At 49.4% G+C, this 16,996-nt stretch carries 14 protein-coding genes and 1 pseudogene; 9 read left to right on the top strand and 6 right to left on the bottom strand.

Going from position 1 to position 16,996, the window contains the following annotated elements:
- Window positions 1-32 precede the first annotated feature (32 nt).
- The 4 genes and pseudogenes from INT32_RS14880 (at window position 33) to INT32_RS14865 (ending at window position 2,834) form a co-directional block, all read left to right on the top strand.
- On the top strand, window positions 33-953 hold the full coding sequence (locus INT32_RS14880; protein WP_100699332.1) for a LysR family transcriptional regulator: 921 nt from the start codon (window positions 33-35) through the stop codon (window positions 951-953).
- Window positions 954-1,115: 162 nt separating this feature from the next.
- Window positions 1,116-1,297 (top strand): annotated as a pseudogene (locus INT32_RS14875) (type II toxin-antitoxin system RelE/ParE family toxin).
- Window positions 1,298-1,351: 54 nt separating this feature from the next.
- Window positions 1,352-1,651: a HigA family addiction module antitoxin gene (locus INT32_RS14870; RefSeq protein ID WP_100699333.1), complete on the top strand. Its 300-nt coding sequence runs from the start codon at window positions 1,352-1,354 to the stop codon at window positions 1,649-1,651.
- Between the two features lie 169 nt (window positions 1,652-1,820).
- Window positions 1,821-2,834: a LacI family DNA-binding transcriptional regulator gene (locus tag INT32_RS14865; RefSeq protein WP_100699334.1), complete on the top strand. Its 1,014-nt coding sequence runs from the start codon at window positions 1,821-1,823 to the stop codon at window positions 2,832-2,834.
- A 47-nt stretch (window positions 2,835-2,881) separates the two neighbouring features.
- Here INT32_RS14865 and INT32_RS14860 read toward each other — a convergent pair whose 3' ends face one another.
- The 6 genes from INT32_RS14860 to INT32_RS14835 all read right to left on the bottom strand — a co-directional run bounded on the left by INT32_RS14860 (window position 2,882) and on the right by INT32_RS14835 (window position 8,987).
- On the bottom strand, window positions 2,882-4,249 hold the full coding sequence (locus INT32_RS14860) for an Nramp family divalent metal transporter (protein ID WP_100699335.1): 1,368 nt from the start codon (window positions 4,247-4,249) through the stop codon (window positions 2,882-2,884).
- Between the two features lie 93 nt (window positions 4,250-4,342).
- On the bottom strand, window positions 4,343-5,212 hold the full coding sequence (locus INT32_RS14855) for a TauD/TfdA family dioxygenase (protein ID WP_100699336.1): 870 nt from the start codon (window positions 5,210-5,212) through the stop codon (window positions 4,343-4,345).
- 266 nt (window positions 5,213-5,478) lie between these two features.
- Complete coding sequence (locus INT32_RS14850; RefSeq protein WP_193089522.1) at window positions 5,479-6,480, bottom strand: MsnO8 family LLM class oxidoreductase; 1,002 nt, start codon at window positions 6,478-6,480, stop codon at window positions 5,479-5,481.
- A 49-nt stretch (window positions 6,481-6,529) separates the two neighbouring features.
- Window positions 6,530-7,492: an ABC transporter substrate-binding protein gene (locus INT32_RS14845; RefSeq protein WP_193089521.1), complete on the bottom strand. Its 963-nt coding sequence runs from the start codon at window positions 7,490-7,492 to the stop codon at window positions 6,530-6,532.
- Window positions 7,493-7,501: 9 nt separating this feature from the next.
- The gene (locus INT32_RS14840; RefSeq protein ID WP_193089520.1) at window positions 7,502-8,230 is read right to left on the bottom strand and encodes an ABC transporter ATP-binding protein; all 729 of its coding nucleotides are present in this window, start codon (window positions 8,228-8,230) and stop codon (window positions 7,502-7,504) included.
- Entirely contained in the window at window positions 8,223-8,987 is a 765-nt protein-coding gene (locus INT32_RS14835; RefSeq protein ID WP_193089519.1) for an ABC transporter permease, read from the bottom strand. The genes INT32_RS14840 and INT32_RS14835 overlap by 8 nt, the downstream gene beginning before the upstream one ends.
- Before the next feature lie 795 nt (window positions 8,988-9,782).
- Between INT32_RS14835 and INT32_RS14830 the strand changes: the two genes are divergently transcribed.
- From INT32_RS14830 to INT32_RS14810, 5 genes are all read left to right on the top strand, one after another.
- The gene (locus INT32_RS14830) at window positions 9,783-11,774 is read left to right on the top strand and encodes a type VI secretion system tip protein TssI/VgrG (RefSeq protein ID WP_193089518.1); all 1,992 of its coding nucleotides are present in this window, start codon (window positions 9,783-9,785) and stop codon (window positions 11,772-11,774) included.
- Window positions 11,775-11,783: 9 nt separating this feature from the next.
- A complete protein-coding gene (locus tag INT32_RS14825) occupies window positions 11,784-12,296 on the top strand; it encodes a hypothetical protein (protein ID WP_193089517.1) in 513 nt (170 codons plus the stop codon).
- A gap of 12 nt (window positions 12,297-12,308) precedes the next feature.
- Complete coding sequence (locus INT32_RS14820) at window positions 12,309-12,809, top strand: hypothetical protein (RefSeq protein WP_193089516.1); 501 nt, start codon at window positions 12,309-12,311, stop codon at window positions 12,807-12,809.
- Between the two features lie 505 nt (window positions 12,810-13,314).
- Entirely contained in the window at window positions 13,315-15,945 is a 2,631-nt protein-coding gene (locus tag INT32_RS14815) for a DUF2169 domain-containing protein (protein ID WP_193089515.1), read from the top strand.
- Entirely contained in the window at window positions 15,938-16,990 is a 1,053-nt protein-coding gene (locus INT32_RS14810) for a pentapeptide repeat-containing protein (RefSeq protein WP_193089514.1), read from the top strand. The genes INT32_RS14815 and INT32_RS14810 overlap by 8 nt, the downstream gene beginning before the upstream one ends.
- Window positions 16,991-16,996: the final 6 nt, after the last annotated feature.

Genomic DNA, 16,996 nt, shown 5'->3' with positions numbered 1-16,996 from the left:
TTCCATATCACGAACAAAGGTTGTGATCGACCATGAACACTGTCGAATGTATTGGGGTCTTTGTGGAAGTAGCAAAAGGCCTGAGCTTTACCAAAGCGGCCGAAAGGCTGGGCACCAGCCGCTCGGTTATTTCCAAGAAAATCGCCTGGCTGGAGCAATCCTTCGAAACGCAATTGCTCCAGCGCAACACCAAACGCGTGAGTCTGACAGAAAGCGGTGAAATTCTATTGCGCAATGCCGATAGCGTGTCGCGGGCACTCACCGAACTCAAAGATCTGGTACGCAGCTCAGTGCAACTGCCGACCGGGAGAATTCGCGTGGGTTCGCCGCCTTCATTCGGTGCCGTTCACCTGGCGCCCGCCGTCCAGGCGTTCCTGGAAGCCTATACGGAAGTACAAATCACCATGCAGCTTGATGACGGCAGAAGCGACCTGATTGCAGAAAATATGGATCTGTCTGTCAGAATTGCTCCTCATTTGCGTGACACCAGCCAGATCGCTTACAAGATTGCCGTGGTGCCGCAAGTGCTGGTTGCCACTAGCGATTTTCTTGAACGGGCAAAAAACCCCAAACATCCGGCCGATTTAAAAAACCACAACTGCCTGGTTCATACATTGAAAAACCCCACCTCCACCTGGCAATTGACCGATGCCCAGGGCAAGCTGCATAAAGTGCAGGTCGGCGGATCTTTCAACTCGAATCTGGGCGAATCCTTACTGCATCTGGCGCTGCGCCACTACGGCATCTCCATGCATCCGCGCTATATGGTCGAAGAATTGATCTCCCAGGGCCGACTCCAGGTGGTGCTCCCCGACTATAAATGCGAAGGACTGGATATTTATGCGGTCATCCAAAGCAAGCGCTACCTGCCCTACAAGGTGCGACTATTTATCGACCATTTACGCAAACATTTCCAGGACGTTAACTGGTCGAGCACGTCGGGAAGAATGTGAGAGAACATCCGTGGGTCGTGGCGTCTGTTCTTCGCTCAGCTGACTTCAATGCTTGGAAGCGGCGAATCGACTTTATCCACGATCTTGATACTATCTGTTTACGTTACTAACGCCTTACGTTACTATACGATCAAGTCCTTTGCCTGTAAGAACACCAGAACCATGCTTGACCGCATCCGAGTTGCACGTTTCGTCAATATTGAAACGGTGCCCGTGCTTGAAAAGGCCGCTAACATTCCAGACCGGCGCACCCACCGAATAATCGGCAAGAACGACTAAAAGGGAGTCGGCAAGGACAATACAGCATCCGTATCAATGATCAATGGCGCATCTGCTTTGTCTGAACTGAGCATGACATCGAGCACGTTGAAATTGTGGACTAGCACCAGGAGGTGACTATGCGTACCGTACGATACCCAACGCCTGGCGAGATCTTGCTGGAAGAATTTTTGAGACCGATGAACATCAGCCAATATCGGCTGGCAAAAGAGATTGGCGTATCACAAAGGCGCATCGGTGAGATTATCGCGGGCAATCGAGCTGTGACTGTGGACACCGGCCTGCGTTTGTCACGCTATTTTGGCACGTCTGATGAGTTTTGGACTGGCCTGCAATTGAACTACGATCAGGCACGAACAAAAGACGCACTAGCCGAAGTACTGGCTAACATCAAACCCCTGGAGCACGCTCAAATATAGCAATTGCAATTTCTCGTCGTAGTTTTTCGTCTGCTATATTACTCAATGGATAGATATCATATGACGCGCCATTGCTACGTTATTTCATATGAACTACACAAAGCGAGCCGCTAGATGACGGGTCAATCAAATATTCGCTTATCATGACATAACAATATTATTTCGCCAAATGAAAAAAAACCTGACCAGCCAGGATATCGCCCTTCTAGCAGGCGTATCGCAAAGCACAGTATCACGTGTGATCAGAAATCACCCCAGTATCAAGACCAAAACACGCGAACATGTGCTGCAAGTAATCCGGGAACATGGCTATATGCCAAATGCTGCAGCACGTCAGATGAAGACCAATCGCAGTGGCACCATCGCAGTGGTCGTGGCCAACCTGACGAATCCGCTATACCCGTCTCTTTTGCATCTGCTCGTCAACCAGCTAGCGAGTCATGGCTTAAAAACCACGATATGGGAAACAAGCACTGAGCTGGACGATGCGACGGCGAGCGCAATTGCTGAAAGTGATGTTGACGGCGTTATCTTCGCGACAGCTGTTGCCTCTTCCCGGCTACAACACCAGATAATTGCCCATCGCAAGCCGGTTGTATTTCTGAACCGTAACCTGTCTGGTCGGCCCTATGATGCCGTGATCAGCGATAATTACAACGGCGGCCAGATAGCGGCGGAATATTTTGTCAAAGGCAAGCGCCGGCATATCGGCCTGCTTACCGGATTTTCCGAAGCCAGCACAATTTTGGATCGAGAAAAAGGGTTTATGGAGAAATTGAAGCATGCCACCAGGCCCATTCGACTTATTCACCCTCCTTCTCAATTCACTGTTTTTACCTACGAAAATGGCTATCAGGCGATGCAAGCCCTGTTGGGTTTAGCGCCCGATGTTGACGCCGTTTTTTGTACCAATGATATCATCGCAATCGGTGCGCTCGATGGCGCCCGGGCGTGTGGCAAGCGCGTTCCCGAAGATCTCTGGGTGATGGGATACGATGATATCCCAATGGCTGGCTGGGAAGCGATCGGTCTCACAACGATCCGGCAGCCACTGCCAAGCATGGCTGCTCTGGTTGTCGACCGTCTGCTGCTGCGGATCGAAAACCCTGAACTTAAGCCAGAGACAGTGAGGCTTTCCAACGAACTCGTCATTCGAGAGACCACCAGCAAAAACGGCCAATAGCCTGCCGCACCGCCCTCATCCTGCAATACCCCTATACGCATCTGCACTCAAGCTTCCAGCATTGAAGCGAAAGTAACGTACGACCCCCAAATTGCCAGTGCGGTGAGAAATACAAGCATGATGGTATGGAATTTATTGCCCGCCAAATCACCCATGAGATCTTTACGGTTGATCAACACTATCAAACCAATGGAAACGAGAGGCATCAGCACAACCTGTGCTGCATTCACAAAAATCGTCAACAGAATAAAACCCGGCATACCGGGAATTGCCCACATCAAAGGCAAAATGGCAACAAGAAAGTAAGTCAGGCGAAACAGGGGATCTTTGCTGGGTGCAGCCTTGTACTTTTCCTTGCGCTCAGGGGCAACACAATACACACATTCCATTGCCATTTTCGGAAACCCGTGCGCATAGCCAATGACCGAACTGAAACAGGCGCACAACACCCCCAAATAAATAATTAATTCGCCAAGGCGTCCAGCCACCTGACCGAGCAGATGCGCCAAGTCATTGAAATTGGATATTGTTATACCGCGCGGGTGCAATACTTCTGCCCCCATTACCCAGACGGCAAGATCCAGCACAATAATGACAAAAATTCCGAATAGCAAATCATACCGTTGCACTTTGCGATGCTCCGGTCGGATATATCCTTTTTCTTTCATGAATGTGGGATATAGCAAATTGGCCAGCGAACCGCCTACCGCACCAATGAGGGATATAACAATCAGTAAAGCGCCATAAGAGCCCACTGTCTGAGGAACCTCAAACGCCAAAGTACCAGCGACAATCGCGCTAACATCTGGTTTTGCCACAATGGCACCGCCTATGAGGCTCGCGGCCAGAACCACCAGAATAATTTTTTCTACATTTTCCAGATAGCGGTATACCGCCTTACCAGTAATCAGCACCGCCGCGATCACAGCGACAATACTCCAGAGCATGACGGAACCCGATTGGCCGGTCAGATAATACAGGGCCTCTCCTGACCCTTTGATGGTATAAGACTCATAAAAGTGGCCAAGAACGACGCCGCCAATTGCCAGCAATATTGGATAATACTTCCATACCTTGGTATACCCTTCAAAGATGGTATGTCCCTGTATATTCATCAGTTGATAGTTGGCGATAATGCTGACAAGCAGATATCGCACAACCAATGCCAGCGCAAGCCCCCACATCAGAGTGTACCCATAATGGGCTCCTGCCACCGCATTGTCGACCAGGTCTCCCGCCCCTAACCAGGTAAGGACAAGGACAATACCAGGTCCAAAGGACTTCACATAGCCCCAGAATGTTGAAGGTATGGGCGCGCCCACGGATGCCGGATCGGCATTGGAGGCCGTATTTTCAGCAAACGGCGGCACACCCGACTTCCCTGACGCTTTTATGTCAGTTGCATTTACAGTCATAGCTTTGTCTCTTCCTTGTTATAAGTCATTATTTCGCCTGTGATGCAGCCAACTAGTTTTCGAAGTATCTTATTGCTGCATCGCCACTGTGGTTCAGGCGGTTACCATTTCAAGGTCCAGCGTGGTCGTCCGGCGTAACTCTCTGGGGTATTTTTTGTCATCAAAGGGCAAACCCCGATGCATCGTCGCCCGGTTGTCCCATATTACAAAATCATTTTCTTTCCAGGCATGCCGATAGACAAACTCACGGGCGGTTGCATGTTCGGTTAGCTCGCGCAGCAAGGCGCGACCTTCGGGCACAGGCCAGTCAACAATATGCGAGGCATGTGAGGCCAAATACAACGATTTTCTTTCAGAACGGGGAATGACGCGAACCAGAGGATGAACGGCACCGGGCAACTTGGCCTTTTCTTCTTCTGCAAACTCGAAGCCCAGCACATGACGCGAATAAACGATGGAATGAAATACAGCCAGACCTTCGATTTTCTCTTTGGTTTCTTCATCCAAACAATCATAGGCAGCACGCATATCCGCAAATTCCGTATCCGCACTGACCGGAGGCACTACCTTGGCCGACAACATAGAATAACGCCCGGCTGGGTCATTAAAAGACGCGTCCGTATGCCAAAGCCGATTGCTTAATGAACTGACACGACGGCGGTCATCGGCTTTGAGCACCTCGCCTTTGTCATTTACATTTGAAATATCCGTAATGGCATTGGTTCCGAAACGGCTTTTCTCCAACACGGATAGCGACGTTTTAGTGTGCAGCTCGCCATCCAGACGCTGAGCAAATGTTAATTGTTCATCGTTCGTCATCGGCTGACCATGAAAAACGAGTACTGCGTACTTGTCCATTCCATCCCGGATCGCCTGCAACGCTTGATTGTCAGCACTCCGAAGATCGACGTGACTCACTTCACCAACAAAATGGGGGTGAACGGGTGCAATTGATAAACTCATGATGAATCCTCCTCTAAAGCAGCAATAGGCTCGTGAATTATTGTTAGTTCTTACAGACAGGCAGGTCAATTTCCGAAGGTGACGGCCGAACGCCGAAGCAACACGGCATGCGATAGCACTTTTGTCAAAAAATGACTACGTAATCATATTCTGCGACAAAAACCCTTAACCAGCAATCCGGAATTGATACTGTTTGTTACGTCCTTGTATTTAGACGCGTCTTAGCGTAGTTAAACTGCTATCGCTTCTGCGCAAAAAAGGCGAACTCAATCGGCCATCACCTGTGCGATTGCGGTGTAATGCGCGAGCCTCATGGCTGGGTCAGGCAATACATCTTGCAGCATGATCTCGTCGCAGCCAACGGCTTGCGCCATCATGAGCAACCGATCACGCAAATGCTCCAAGGGGCAGATCGTATACATCGGCCATTGGGCCGTTTCTGCAGGCCAGACGCCGCCGGCCAGCGCTACCGCTTCATCCACTGTAGGCAAGCGGTCGGGCATGGTTTCCAGTCGACGACGCTGATCAAAACACCAGCGCATGGGCATGGCCAGCCGTTCGGCCTCATCCTGGTCAACACCCGTACTCAGCCTGATCGCCAGAAAAATTTGTGGCGATCGTGGCAAGCCCAGGCGATCAGACGCCCGAAAGGCGCGGCGATAACTGGCTGCAGACTCAACTGCGAATTCCGGTTTATGAAAGGCCGAGAGCGCAAGCGGCAAACCCAGCGCCCCCGCGCGCGCCGCCGAGTTTGGACTAACGGCCATGATCCAGGGCAGAACAGGTGCGACATCGGGCATGACCTTAAGACTTGCAAAAGCATGATCCGCTGGCAAATCTGCAAAAAGATGTCCCAGCAGTTCATGGATCTTGTCGCCCTGGTCGTGCAATAGCGGACGACTGCGATCCGGTTGCAGCGCCAGATCGGGCAAGGGTCCCGACACAGACTGGCCCATACCCAGATCGAATCGCCCCGGATACAGCGCAGCAAGGGTCTGGACACTTTCTGCAACTTTATAGGGGCTGTAATTGTTCAGCAACACGCCGCCAATACCAATCCGGATGCGAGAGGTTGCTGCCGCCAGGACCGGTGCCAGCACCATCGGATCAACGCAAGCCTCGTATGGGACGGCATGATGCTCGACGATCCAGTGCCGTGCAAATCCCAGCGCGTCAAGATGACGCGAGAGTGTGATCGTATCGGCAATCGCCGTTGCGCTATCGCGCCCCGTGCCGATCTGGACCTGGTCAAGAAGCGAAAGTTTCATATCTTTACCCGCAAGCGAAACGGGTAGCGTCTGCCACCCGCCTCATTTTTTATTTGATGTCAAACGCTGATGGCAGGATCAGATCCTTGCGAATATCAATCTTGCTGGACGCTTCCAACATACCCGCAGAAATCATGAATGCCTGGTCGGCCTCAAGATTGGCAACATCCGCCTCGGTCATTTTGGGATCAAAATCATAAAGCGCATATTGCTTGCGCGCTTCGTCAAGACTGATGTCCTGGTCTTTGGCAGCAATGGCCAGTGCCTCTTCCGGTTGCTCACGCATAAAATCGAGCGCTTTCAGATGAGCCTGGAAATAGGCCTTGAGCAATTGCGGATTGGCCTTGGCAAAGTCGCGACTGGCGCCAATGACCGTCGTCGGTGCGATCAGCCCTTGGCCATTGACAATGATATGACCGCCGGCGGCCTCGACCTGCGTGGCATTGGCGCCCGCCAGCGTAACTGCATCAACACGACCAGCAAGCAGAGCCGCACGTGCGGTTGGCAGATCCATATTGATATATTCGATATCATCCAGGGTCATTTTTTCGGCCGCCAGTGCTGCCACCAACAATTGATTGAGCACCGTTCCCTTGGGCCCGGCCACCTTTTTACCCTTAAGCGACTTGATATCGGCCGGGCCATTGGCCGCCGCCATGACGAAGTACGCTTTGGGCGCACGGGCATAAGCGCCCATGACCACAACATCCGCGCCATTGGCGTTGGCCAGAATCGCAGAGGTTCCACCCAGTACCGAGGCTATCTGCAGCTCGCCGGCGGCAAGCGCCTGAGTCTGCGCCGCACCAGAAGTAATCTCCGGATGGCTCAGTTTCACACCATGGGCGGCAAAGGCCTCGTCCAGATAGCCTTTTTCGCGCATGACAATTGACGGAACGTTAAAAGGCGCCGTCACGTAGGAGACAGCGGCTTTTGTCGTTTCTGCAAAGCTAACGCCAGAAGCAAGCATGCTCGCGGCCAGTGCGGTAGCCAGCACAAAAGTGCGTTTATTCATAAGAATTCCTTAAGAGTTTGAATTGGGACAGGCGAACAGCCGGTCAAGCAGATGTTGACGGGCGGTATTGATCGCGGGCTCAGCCCCGGTGCGAGGGTATGCGGTATCCAGATCCAGGCGCAGGGTGAAGCGGCCCTGATCAATCACCAGAATGGTCTGACCCAGGCGAACGGCCTCCTCCAGATCATGCGTGACGAACACAATGGTTTGCCCCAGTTCGCGCCAGATCCTGATCAGGTCATCCTGCATCTGCTTGCGCGTAAATGCGTCCAGCGCACCAAAGGGCTCGTCCATCAGCAAAAGCGCGGGCTGCACCACCAGCGCCCGGGCGATGGCCACGCGCTGCGCCATCCCGCCCGACAACTGGTTCGGCCAGGCATCACGAACATCAAGAAGACCGACCATTTTCAATGCCCGGTTGACCCGCAAGTCTATTTCGGCACGCGCCAGCTTCGATTGCAGGAGAAAACCGGCGTTTTGCGCCACCGTAAGCCAGGGCATCAGCCGCGGTTCCTGAAAAACCACACCCACCGATTCGCCGGTATGTTCGAACTGACCGGAATTGGGCGTTTCCAACCCTGCCATCAGGCGCAACAGCGTTGATTTGCCGCAGCCGGAGCGGCCTAGCAGAACATAAAACCCGCCTTTAGTCAGCTTCAGATCAATGCCCTGTAAAACTTCCCGGCGCGTACCGTCGGGCAAACGATAGCCATGACGAATATTGCGCAGCTCAGGCATGAGGCAGCTCCATTTCCTGGCGCAGCCATGGAAAACGCCACCGCACCAGCGCCTTGAGCCCGTGATCGGCCAACAGTCCGATAATGCCAATGACCAGAACGCCCACCAGCACAATATCGGTCCGCGCCAGGTCCTGGGCGTCAAGAATCATATAGCCCAGGCCAGCAGCTGAAGCAATCAGCTCCGCGCCGACCACTGCCCGCCAGCCGTAGCCCAGGCCTACACGCAAACCAACAAACATCGCCGGCAACGCGGCCGGGATGGCGATTCGGCACATCAACTGCAGGCGGCTGAAACCGGCGGCGCGGCCGACATCAAGCAGTTTGGGGTCAACTTGCGCAAAGCCGCCACGGAAACTGAGGAAGATGGGGAAAAAGCACGCCAGAATAATAATACCGATTTTTTGCGTTTCACCGATACCCAGCCAGAGCATTAAAAGCGGCATCAGTGCCAGAGGCGGAATCTGACGCACGAACTCCATCGGCGGATCCAGCACGCGAGCCAGCGTCTTCCAGTTGATCATCGCCAGACTGATCACCAAAGCCAGCAATACGGCGATCGCATACCCTGCGCCAACCCGTCCCAGCGACACGCCAATATGCTGGGCGAGCTTGCCATTGGAAAAGAGCGTGATAAAAGTAGACCAGACCCGTTGGGGAGAAGGTAGCAGAAATGTGCTAACCAACCCAAGATTGGAGACGGCAAACCAGGCGATCAGAACGGATATGAATACGAGAGAAGAATAAAAGAGACGCATTATGTATTGTTTTGGCCACGCATTATCTGCGATTGGCTCACACAGTAACAGCCGATTTCATTCGCGTGGACGATGCAACGGCCGCATGCTTGAGCGCAAGAAAGCGAGCAGGCAGGGCACATTCAGTAGCCTGCCAGTTTATCACAACAGCCACAGCGCTGTTTGATGCCGCAGAGCCGACGAACAAGTGAGCGTACGGCCAGGTCAGCGGCCGAACCAATAAGGACCTGCAGCAACAGCAGCCGGCAATGTGTGATGCACATGACAACCGTTGCTCCAGCCCTGGACGACTTGCGCGCATCCGGACATGTCTAAAAGAACATACAAGGCTGCCCACAGCATGATGGAGTGCACAATTGCATTTGTGGAGCACGGATGTCAACTCCACCACAGTGAAATATCACCATTTTGTTATGTGACTCACAAGCCTTGAATTGCCGGATACACCCCATCGGGTCAATCAGTAAAATCAGTTTCGCTCACTAGCCAGGAACGACTCGACCTTTGTTCGCCCCCAGACTTACCGGGCGATATAGGTGGGCAGCCTGAGCAAAACATGGTGCCAATTTTATAATTAGCAAATGAAACAAATTACATTAATGCTACGGAAATAATAATGTTTTGTTACGTATATGGTAGATACGCCAGTTGTAATTTATATCCGGATTGCGTACATTCGATTGAGAAGTAATGTTAATGAAACAATACTCAAAAATACCATTAACCATCTGTAAATAAACAACATTCCAATATTTTTCCGGCAACGCACGCATCCTTTTACCTAAGGACATATTCGTGGATATTCCAAATTCGATCCAGTTTCGCTCCATTGTTGCACACACGCCACTCGGAGGCAGCCTGGGCTTTCGCCAGATGAACGGCTCCGAAGGCCTCTCGCAACTATTTGATTTCGACGTCGAACTGGTTGCCGACAATTACAGTCTGGACCTCAAGACCCTGCTTGGCAAACCGCTCACGCTTGAAATTGAAACACTGGCGGGATCCCGATTTCTGAATGGCCAGGTCACGCGATTTGAGCTGATAGGCCGCGAAAACGCCACCTCCCGCTATTACATCTATAAGGCGACCGTACGACCCTGGCTTTGGTACCTGACCCAGACCTCCGACAATAAGATCTTCCAGCAAAAAAGCGTGCCGGATGTCATCAAGGAAGTCCTGGGCGAATACGGATACCCATTTGAAATGAAACTTAGCGGCTCCTACCGCAACTGGGAATATTGCGTTCAGTACCAGGAGACGGATTTTGCGTTTATCAGTCGTCTCATGGAACATGAAGGTATTTACTATTACTTCAAGCATGAAAACGGCCAGCACACCCTGGTGATGACAGACGACATTTCGTCGCACAAGGCCACGCCGGGATACGACTCTATCCCCTATTACGGTCCGGATCGCCTGGGCAAGCCCCAGGAAGAATACGTTTCCATGTGGGAAGTGGTCGCCCAGATCACACCAGACGGTTACGCAACCACTGATTATGATTTCACCAAACCTGGCGCAAGCCTGGATTCCGTATCGAAGCGTGCCGGCGGATCGCAAAACGGCAATCTGGAAATGTTTGAATGGCAGGGAGGCTTTCAAGAGCCCGATCATGGCGAGCAATATTCTCGCGTACGGCTGCAGGAACTGCAAAGCATTCAGGAACAGGTACGGGGCATTGCCAATGCCCGCGGCATTGCTGCCGGCTTTACCTTCAACCTGAGGAACCACCCCAGATCTACAGAGAACAAGGAATACCTGGTGGTCTCGGTCAATTACCGGATGAGCGTTGCAGGCTATGCCACCGGCACCAATTCAGAGGATTTCTATGAAGAATCCTTTATCGCCCTGCCCGCCTCTATCCAGTATCGTGCGCCCCGCATCACGCAGATTCCTCGCACTCACGGACCGCAAACTGCGCGCGTAGTGGGTCCTGAAGGAGAGGAAATCTGGACAGACAAGTACGGTCGTATCAAAGTGCAGTTCCATTGGGATCGCTACGGCAAGAAAAATGAAAATAGCTCCTGCTGGGTTCGCGTATCCAGCCCATGGGCCGGCGGCGGCTTTGGCGGTCTGCAACTGCCCCGGATCAAGGATGAAGTTGTCGTCGACTTTATCGGCGGGTGCCCGGACAGGCCTATTGTATTGGGACGGGTTTATAACGCCAATAATATGCCGCCGGTGGAATTGCCGGGGAGCGCCTCTATTAGCGGCTTCAGGAGCCAGTCGGTATTTGGCGATACCAGTACCACTAACTTAATGTATTTCGACGACACGTTGGGCGCTGAACTTGTCGCGCTGAGATCGCAAATGAACATGATCACCAAATGTCTGGCACAGTTGGATATGGATATCGGCGCTGATCTGCGAGCATGTATTGGCGGGAGCTCACATACCCATATTAAAGGGAGCGAACACAAAAAAGTGGATCAAGACCGCCATGACCAGGTAGACGGTAATACGAAAATCCTTTATGAGAAAGGACTACAGCAGACCGTTAATGAGGTAACGAAAGAGAAGTATAAAGACCGACACATCACATCGGATACCGTGAGAGAGAAACAGGCGGCCTACCACCTGGAGCGCACAGACGACACATTTGTAAAAATGAAGGCAATGTCATATTTCATTGACGGCAACGCTAACATAGAAATCAAAGGAAACGTAAACCTCGTGGTGCACGGAGAATGGACGGCAGATGCCTGCCCAGCAAACTCGCCGGAAGCCCCTGAAGGACCGTGCGGACCCACTTTGCCAACGCCCCTTACATTATGCTGTCCGAAATAAAGGCGTGATATGGCTCGTTATCAAGGCACCTACACCGATATTTACAAATTAAAAGCAACATACAACGTTATTAACGGGAAAGAAACTAAAACTGTCATCGGAGAGTCCACACAGAATTACAAAAGCGGAATGACTCTGAACATTAACTCAGGCAAGCTCGAAATACGCGCTAAAACCTTACTCGACACAGCAAAAGTAGCGAGCTGGGATTTCGACAACTCTCATGACTCGAAAGCCGATCATTTAAGTATGTCCATTTATGGCTCAAATGTAAATGTATTCGGTTTTTTCATGGTGAAAGCCCTTTGGATGGCTTGGGCATCAGGCTCGATAGTAACCAGTAACGGTGTCGCCCTTTGGATTAACGCGAACCCAATCCAGGTCTTGTATACAGTTGGATCGCTATCTGGGTTTACTGAGGTAGAAAAAACCAAAACTGGAAAAAAAACCAGGTCGAGCGGTATCCGTATGGTCACTGTCAAATCGGAACATGTTAAATCTAACAAATCAAACGTTTCTTGAAGGGGAAGAATAATGGCATTCTATAAGGGGACATTTGAAAACAAATACGAAGCTGACGTCACTACCACTTTTGAACAAAAAGAAAACGTGACGGTAAATGGCACGTCTACCTTGACTTATAAAAATGGCCTACTGATCGATGCTAGCGGACAAACTTTCACAATAGACGACCAAACTTTCACTCGTAACGGCGATACCCTCACGAGACAATGCAACCACTCATTTTCACTTGGTGTCGCCAACTTTGGCGCAGCAGCAAGCAATATTTCGAGTGCCAATATCACCGCGACACATGCTCGAACGAGGAAAACTGAGGTAGCCGGCCTCTATACGCTAGCATATGGATTATTTGTTAATCCTTCACCTTTTAAAGCCACCAACGGCAAAGCTACTTACCCTTACTTCCTTTGGGCTGTTGATGTTTATGTTTTAAATAAAGAAAAATGCGAAACGCGTGAACGCAATGAAAACAATAAGGGTTATAGCTATTCCGGCTTAACCGTTTTATGGTAAGCAACCATGGCGCTTTTTATAAAAGACACGACAGATGTGTACGTCAAGGACGCAACGTTTAATTACAAAAACGACCTGGAAAAGACGGTCAACTCAGCGTCTACTCATACTCATCACAATACATTGAGCTGGCTCACTGACAGCCAGATTACATGCAACGCACCTGAGATATTTGAAAAATATACGAATATCGTGAAAATTGTAGGACTTGATATCTATCTTTATTTCAGCAAAACAGCACATTCACCGTTCAATTTTGCTCTGTATGGATACAGTATGAACGTATCGGCGGTCTATCTGAATTTCTCGTCGTCAACCTATAATAGAGGGCGCCATTTCCTGCTCCCTTCGAAAACAAGACTTCATTTAGGTGTATTTCAAGTTCAAATCGGTAGTGTCGCGAAAAAAACACGAAAGAATGGATTTCACAAAGGAGAAGGGTACAAAAAATTACAGGCGTTATATGTAAAATGTATCAAAGGCCAGAGAACAGAAACCTAAATTCATGAAAATTATTAAACCATTTCGTGCTGGCCTCTTAACAAGGCCATTCCAGTGGCGTGGGCAAACCAAACTGGCGTTCGGCGTATATGTTTATGTTTGTCGTGACCGTCACGGCCAGTTTCTTGGTTGGGATCAGAAAATATGGTCAGATATATTACCCATACTCGACAGCGGAGGCGTATTGGATCAGGTTATGCCAAAGGCCCATCCAGAGTATCTGATCAGTGGCACCGCCTATACAGATCATCAGGACAATAAAACACAATGCATGGTAAAGGTACAAGTTGGAACTCTTGAAAAAACACTAAAAGTCACCGGAGACAGATTCTGGATCAACAATTCCCCTACCGCACCAAAAACGTTCACTGGCATGCCCCTCGATTGGAGCCATGCATTCGGAGGGCAGCAGTTTGCCGATAATCCTGAAGGAAAAGGCATAGATGAGCAAGTCATCAACGGCATTAAAACAATTTCCCTGCCAAACATTGAAGATCCATTACACCCAATCCAGAGCAAATCTGATCGCCCGCCCCCTGCTTCCTTTGGACCTATCGGCTTGACTCATCCACAAAGGATAAATAAACAAGGCACCTACAGCGACACTTGGTATAAATATGATTTCCCCGGCTTTCTTCCAGACATGGATCCAACGATATTCAACATGGCTGCCGATGACCAACAGTGGACACATCTAGAGCAGTTACCACTGGGTGACGCGTTTCGAATCTGGAACATGAATACAGATACGCCATGCTGGGAAGACTCGATCGCAAATCTACAGGCTAGAGTTACGGTACTGGCCCGAAATGAAAAAAATCAGCAATATATCAGAGATGTTGAAAACATGCAGGCATCGACGCTTTGGCTTCTACCGGATACCAAATCTTATATCATGATGTTTCATGGTTCCATGGACATTTTGGACTCTGAAGCGGATGATGTTGAAATGGCCATGGCTGCCATTGAAACCACAGACGAGCCAAGAAGCGTAGATTATTACGAACAGGTGCTCAGATGGAGGATTGACCCTAAAGAGGCAATGTATCATCTGGACAAAGACGAAGAGCTGATCCCTGCATCCTTGATGCGCTCACTTGAGCATACGGACCCAGCAGTCGATAAAAATAGATTGGGCCGTCGACTAGATATGTATATGCAGCAGCAACATGCTCAGACCAAGGCCTGGTTCGACCAAAATGGCCTTGACTATCAGGCTCTCATCCCAGAGTTTGTGGGACCTCCAGAAAACCCAATGGACATAGATGACAATCCTGATCGTTGGGAAAAAATCGCCGAAGACGCGAAGTTGCAGACTATAGCGCTAATGCGGGAAAGAGAGGAACCTGAAATCGATCGCTATATTGCAGAACTGCAAAATCTGGAAAATGTAGATCTGAAAACGTGGAAAGTAGCTCGCTCGGGCCCGCCTGATTTGGATTTTGTTGACCAAATAGAGCATTCAAGCAATATGTGGTGGCCTGACACGCAAACGACTTCGCCCAAGAAGAATGATTCCGAAGAGATCAAAGAGTCTCTCAGAAAATCATATCTCTATTCAGCACACTATCAGCAAACCGTCGCACCGCTGAAACCTCAAAAAAGCTTGATGTTGCGCGCAGAGATCATAAGACGTTATCAGCAAAATGAACCCTTAGCATGTCTTGATTTTACAGGGGCCGATTTAAGTCATCTTGATTTACAAGGCGCTGATTTCTCCGGATCCTTTTTAGAAAGTGCTAATTTTGAGAATGCGAACATTACGGATGCAGATTTTAGCGAGGCTGTCCTGGTGCGATCCAGATTCAATCGTGTGACAATGAAATCTGTAAATTTCACACGCGCCAATCTTGCCGAATCCGTCATAACCCACTCCAAATTGGAAGACTGTAATTTCGACAGCACTGAACTAATGAAAGTATCCATTTCCAACTCTAGTGTGACGCGTTCAAAATTCGTGAACATACTGAGTGATTATCTTGATTCTGCTGATTCAACATATAGGGAATGTCGCTTTGAAACATGTATGTCCTCTAATTTCTTGCTAAAAAATGTTTTATTCTATCTATGCCAGATCGAAAAATGGGCCTTATTAGACTGCCATTTGGAGAATACTATTTTCGAGTCCTCGACTCTAAAGGACGCTTCAATTACCACAAGTGATATGAAGAGTTGTGAATTTCTCAAAAGCCACCTGGACAACCTCTTGATAGAAGATGATACACAGCTCATCAGGTGTAAATTTGTCGGCAGTCGTTTGAAAGAATGTACTTTCATAAACATGACAATAATAGAAAATACGTTTACCTATAGTGATATATCCGAATCAGATTTTTCAAAATCCCGAGTAACCTATAGTAACTTTGATCATGTAATCGCACGAGACGCCATATTTCACAAAACAGACTTAACCGGAAGCTCGTTCAAAAATGCAAACTTGATCGAAGCATCTCTGGAAAAAGCCAATTTATCAGGGGTTAATTTTGAAGGGGCGACCCTGTTTCGCACCAATGTTTCTAAAGTACACATTGATGGTGACACTAGACTAAGCGGCGCATATAAGGATCAACTGGAGTTGTATCCTGTTTATAGAGAGAACGAACAACACCTATTCAGGTTATTTGCAAATGAATGAGGACATATTTCAGCGGTATATCAAAGATAGCTCTCCATGTTCCGACGAAGTTTTTGCGGGCTTGAAAATAGACGGCGTTGACCTGTCCGGTATGACATTTGACAAGGTGGATTTCTCGGGCTGCCACTTTATCAATTGCGATATGAGAGAGGTGACATTTTCAAATTGCAATTTTACAGGCGCCAAATTTACTTCGAGCGATCTGAGTGACGGCTCATTCCTGACGTCCACGCTCTCAGGAACACTGCTCTCATCATGTACCCTCATAGACAGTATATTCAATGAATCCGACATGACACAGGCAAAGTTAGAGAACTGCAAAATCGAAGACACTGTCTTCCAAAAGGTAATTTTTTGCAATGGACTTCTGAGCAAGAGTGAAGCCGTCAGATGTGTTTTTCATGAAGCAGATCTCTCTGGTTTTTCATTCATCGGAGCAGATCTCGACAAGATTATTTTTTATGAAATAGATCTAAGACAGACAAACCTAGAGAGTGAATTGTTTAATCAGGTTATGTTGATTGACTGCGACATGCGGGAGATGGACTTCTCAAACAAACGACTTGTTGCTTGCCAGTTTTCAGAAGGCCAACTCCAAGGAGCCAACTTTACCGGTGCAAACGTTAAAGGCTCGGTGTTTGCCCAATGCGTGCTTTCAGACGCACAAATGGACGGCCTATATGCAGAAGAGACCGTATTTACTCAGGCGACGCTCACCAACGCGTCCTGTCAGGGCGCTCAGCTGAATAAGACGGTCTGGTCTGAGGCGATACTTACCAATACTGATTTCAGTCGATCCAACTTGGAATATTCCATATTCGAACGCTCTCGCTGTGAAGGCACCGTCTTCACAAGTTGTAATTTGGCGTATGCCAATTTTGATTACGCCATTATAGAAAATGCTAACTTTCAAGATGCCAATCGAACTCATATTCGAGCGCATGGAGCTACCGGTCGTGCAATAGGCTTTCCAGGAAATACAGACGATGTTGCACTAAGACGCGCCGAGTTACACAGTGTAAGACACACGAACCCGTATTTTTAAAGGATA

Origin of the sequence: Advenella sp. FME57, from assembly GCF_014897675.1 — a bacterium.
Taxonomy (GTDB): Bacteria; Pseudomonadota; Gammaproteobacteria; order Burkholderiales; family Burkholderiaceae_B; genus Advenella.
This window is presented reverse-complemented; position numbering and strand designations above follow the sequence as displayed.

Bases quoted from the DNA above. Each gene is read 5' to 3' on its own strand.
- INT32_RS14870 (WP_100699333.1), top strand. From the start codon at position 1,352: ATGCGTACCGTACGATACCCAACGCCTGGCGAGATCTTGCTGGAAGAA.
- INT32_RS14835 (WP_193089519.1), bottom strand. From the start codon at position 8,987: ATGCGTCTCTTTTATTCTTCTCTCGTATTCATATCCGTTCTGATCGCC.
- INT32_RS14845 (WP_193089521.1), bottom strand. From the start codon at position 7,492: ATGAATAAACGCACTTTTGTGCTGGCTACCGCACTGGCCGCGAGCATG.
- INT32_RS14850 (WP_193089522.1), bottom strand. From the start codon at position 6,480: ATGAAACTTTCGCTTCTTGACCAGGTCCAGATCGGCACGGGGCGCGAT.
- INT32_RS14880 (WP_100699332.1), top strand. From the start codon at position 33: ATGAACACTGTCGAATGTATTGGGGTCTTTGTGGAAGTAGCAAAAGGC.
- INT32_RS14825 (WP_193089517.1), top strand. From the start codon at position 11,784: ATGGCTCGTTATCAAGGCACCTACACCGATATTTACAAATTAAAAGCA.
- INT32_RS14820 (WP_193089516.1), top strand. From the start codon at position 12,309: ATGGCATTCTATAAGGGGACATTTGAAAACAAATACGAAGCTGACGTC.
- INT32_RS14810 (WP_193089514.1), top strand. From the start codon at position 15,938: ATGAATGAGGACATATTTCAGCGGTATATCAAAGATAGCTCTCCATGT.
- INT32_RS14855 (WP_100699336.1), bottom strand. From the start codon at position 5,212: ATGAGTTTATCAATTGCACCCGTTCACCCCCATTTTGTTGGTGAAGTG.
- INT32_RS14865 (WP_100699334.1), top strand. From the start codon at position 1,821: ATGAAAAAAAACCTGACCAGCCAGGATATCGCCCTTCTAGCAGGCGTA.
- INT32_RS14840 (WP_193089520.1), bottom strand. From the start codon at position 8,230: ATGCCTGAGCTGCGCAATATTCGTCATGGCTATCGTTTGCCCGACGGT.
- INT32_RS14815 (WP_193089515.1), top strand. From the start codon at position 13,315: ATGAAAATTATTAAACCATTTCGTGCTGGCCTCTTAACAAGGCCATTC.
- INT32_RS14860 (WP_100699335.1), bottom strand. From the start codon at position 4,249: ATGACTGTAAATGCAACTGACATAAAAGCGTCAGGGAAGTCGGGTGTG.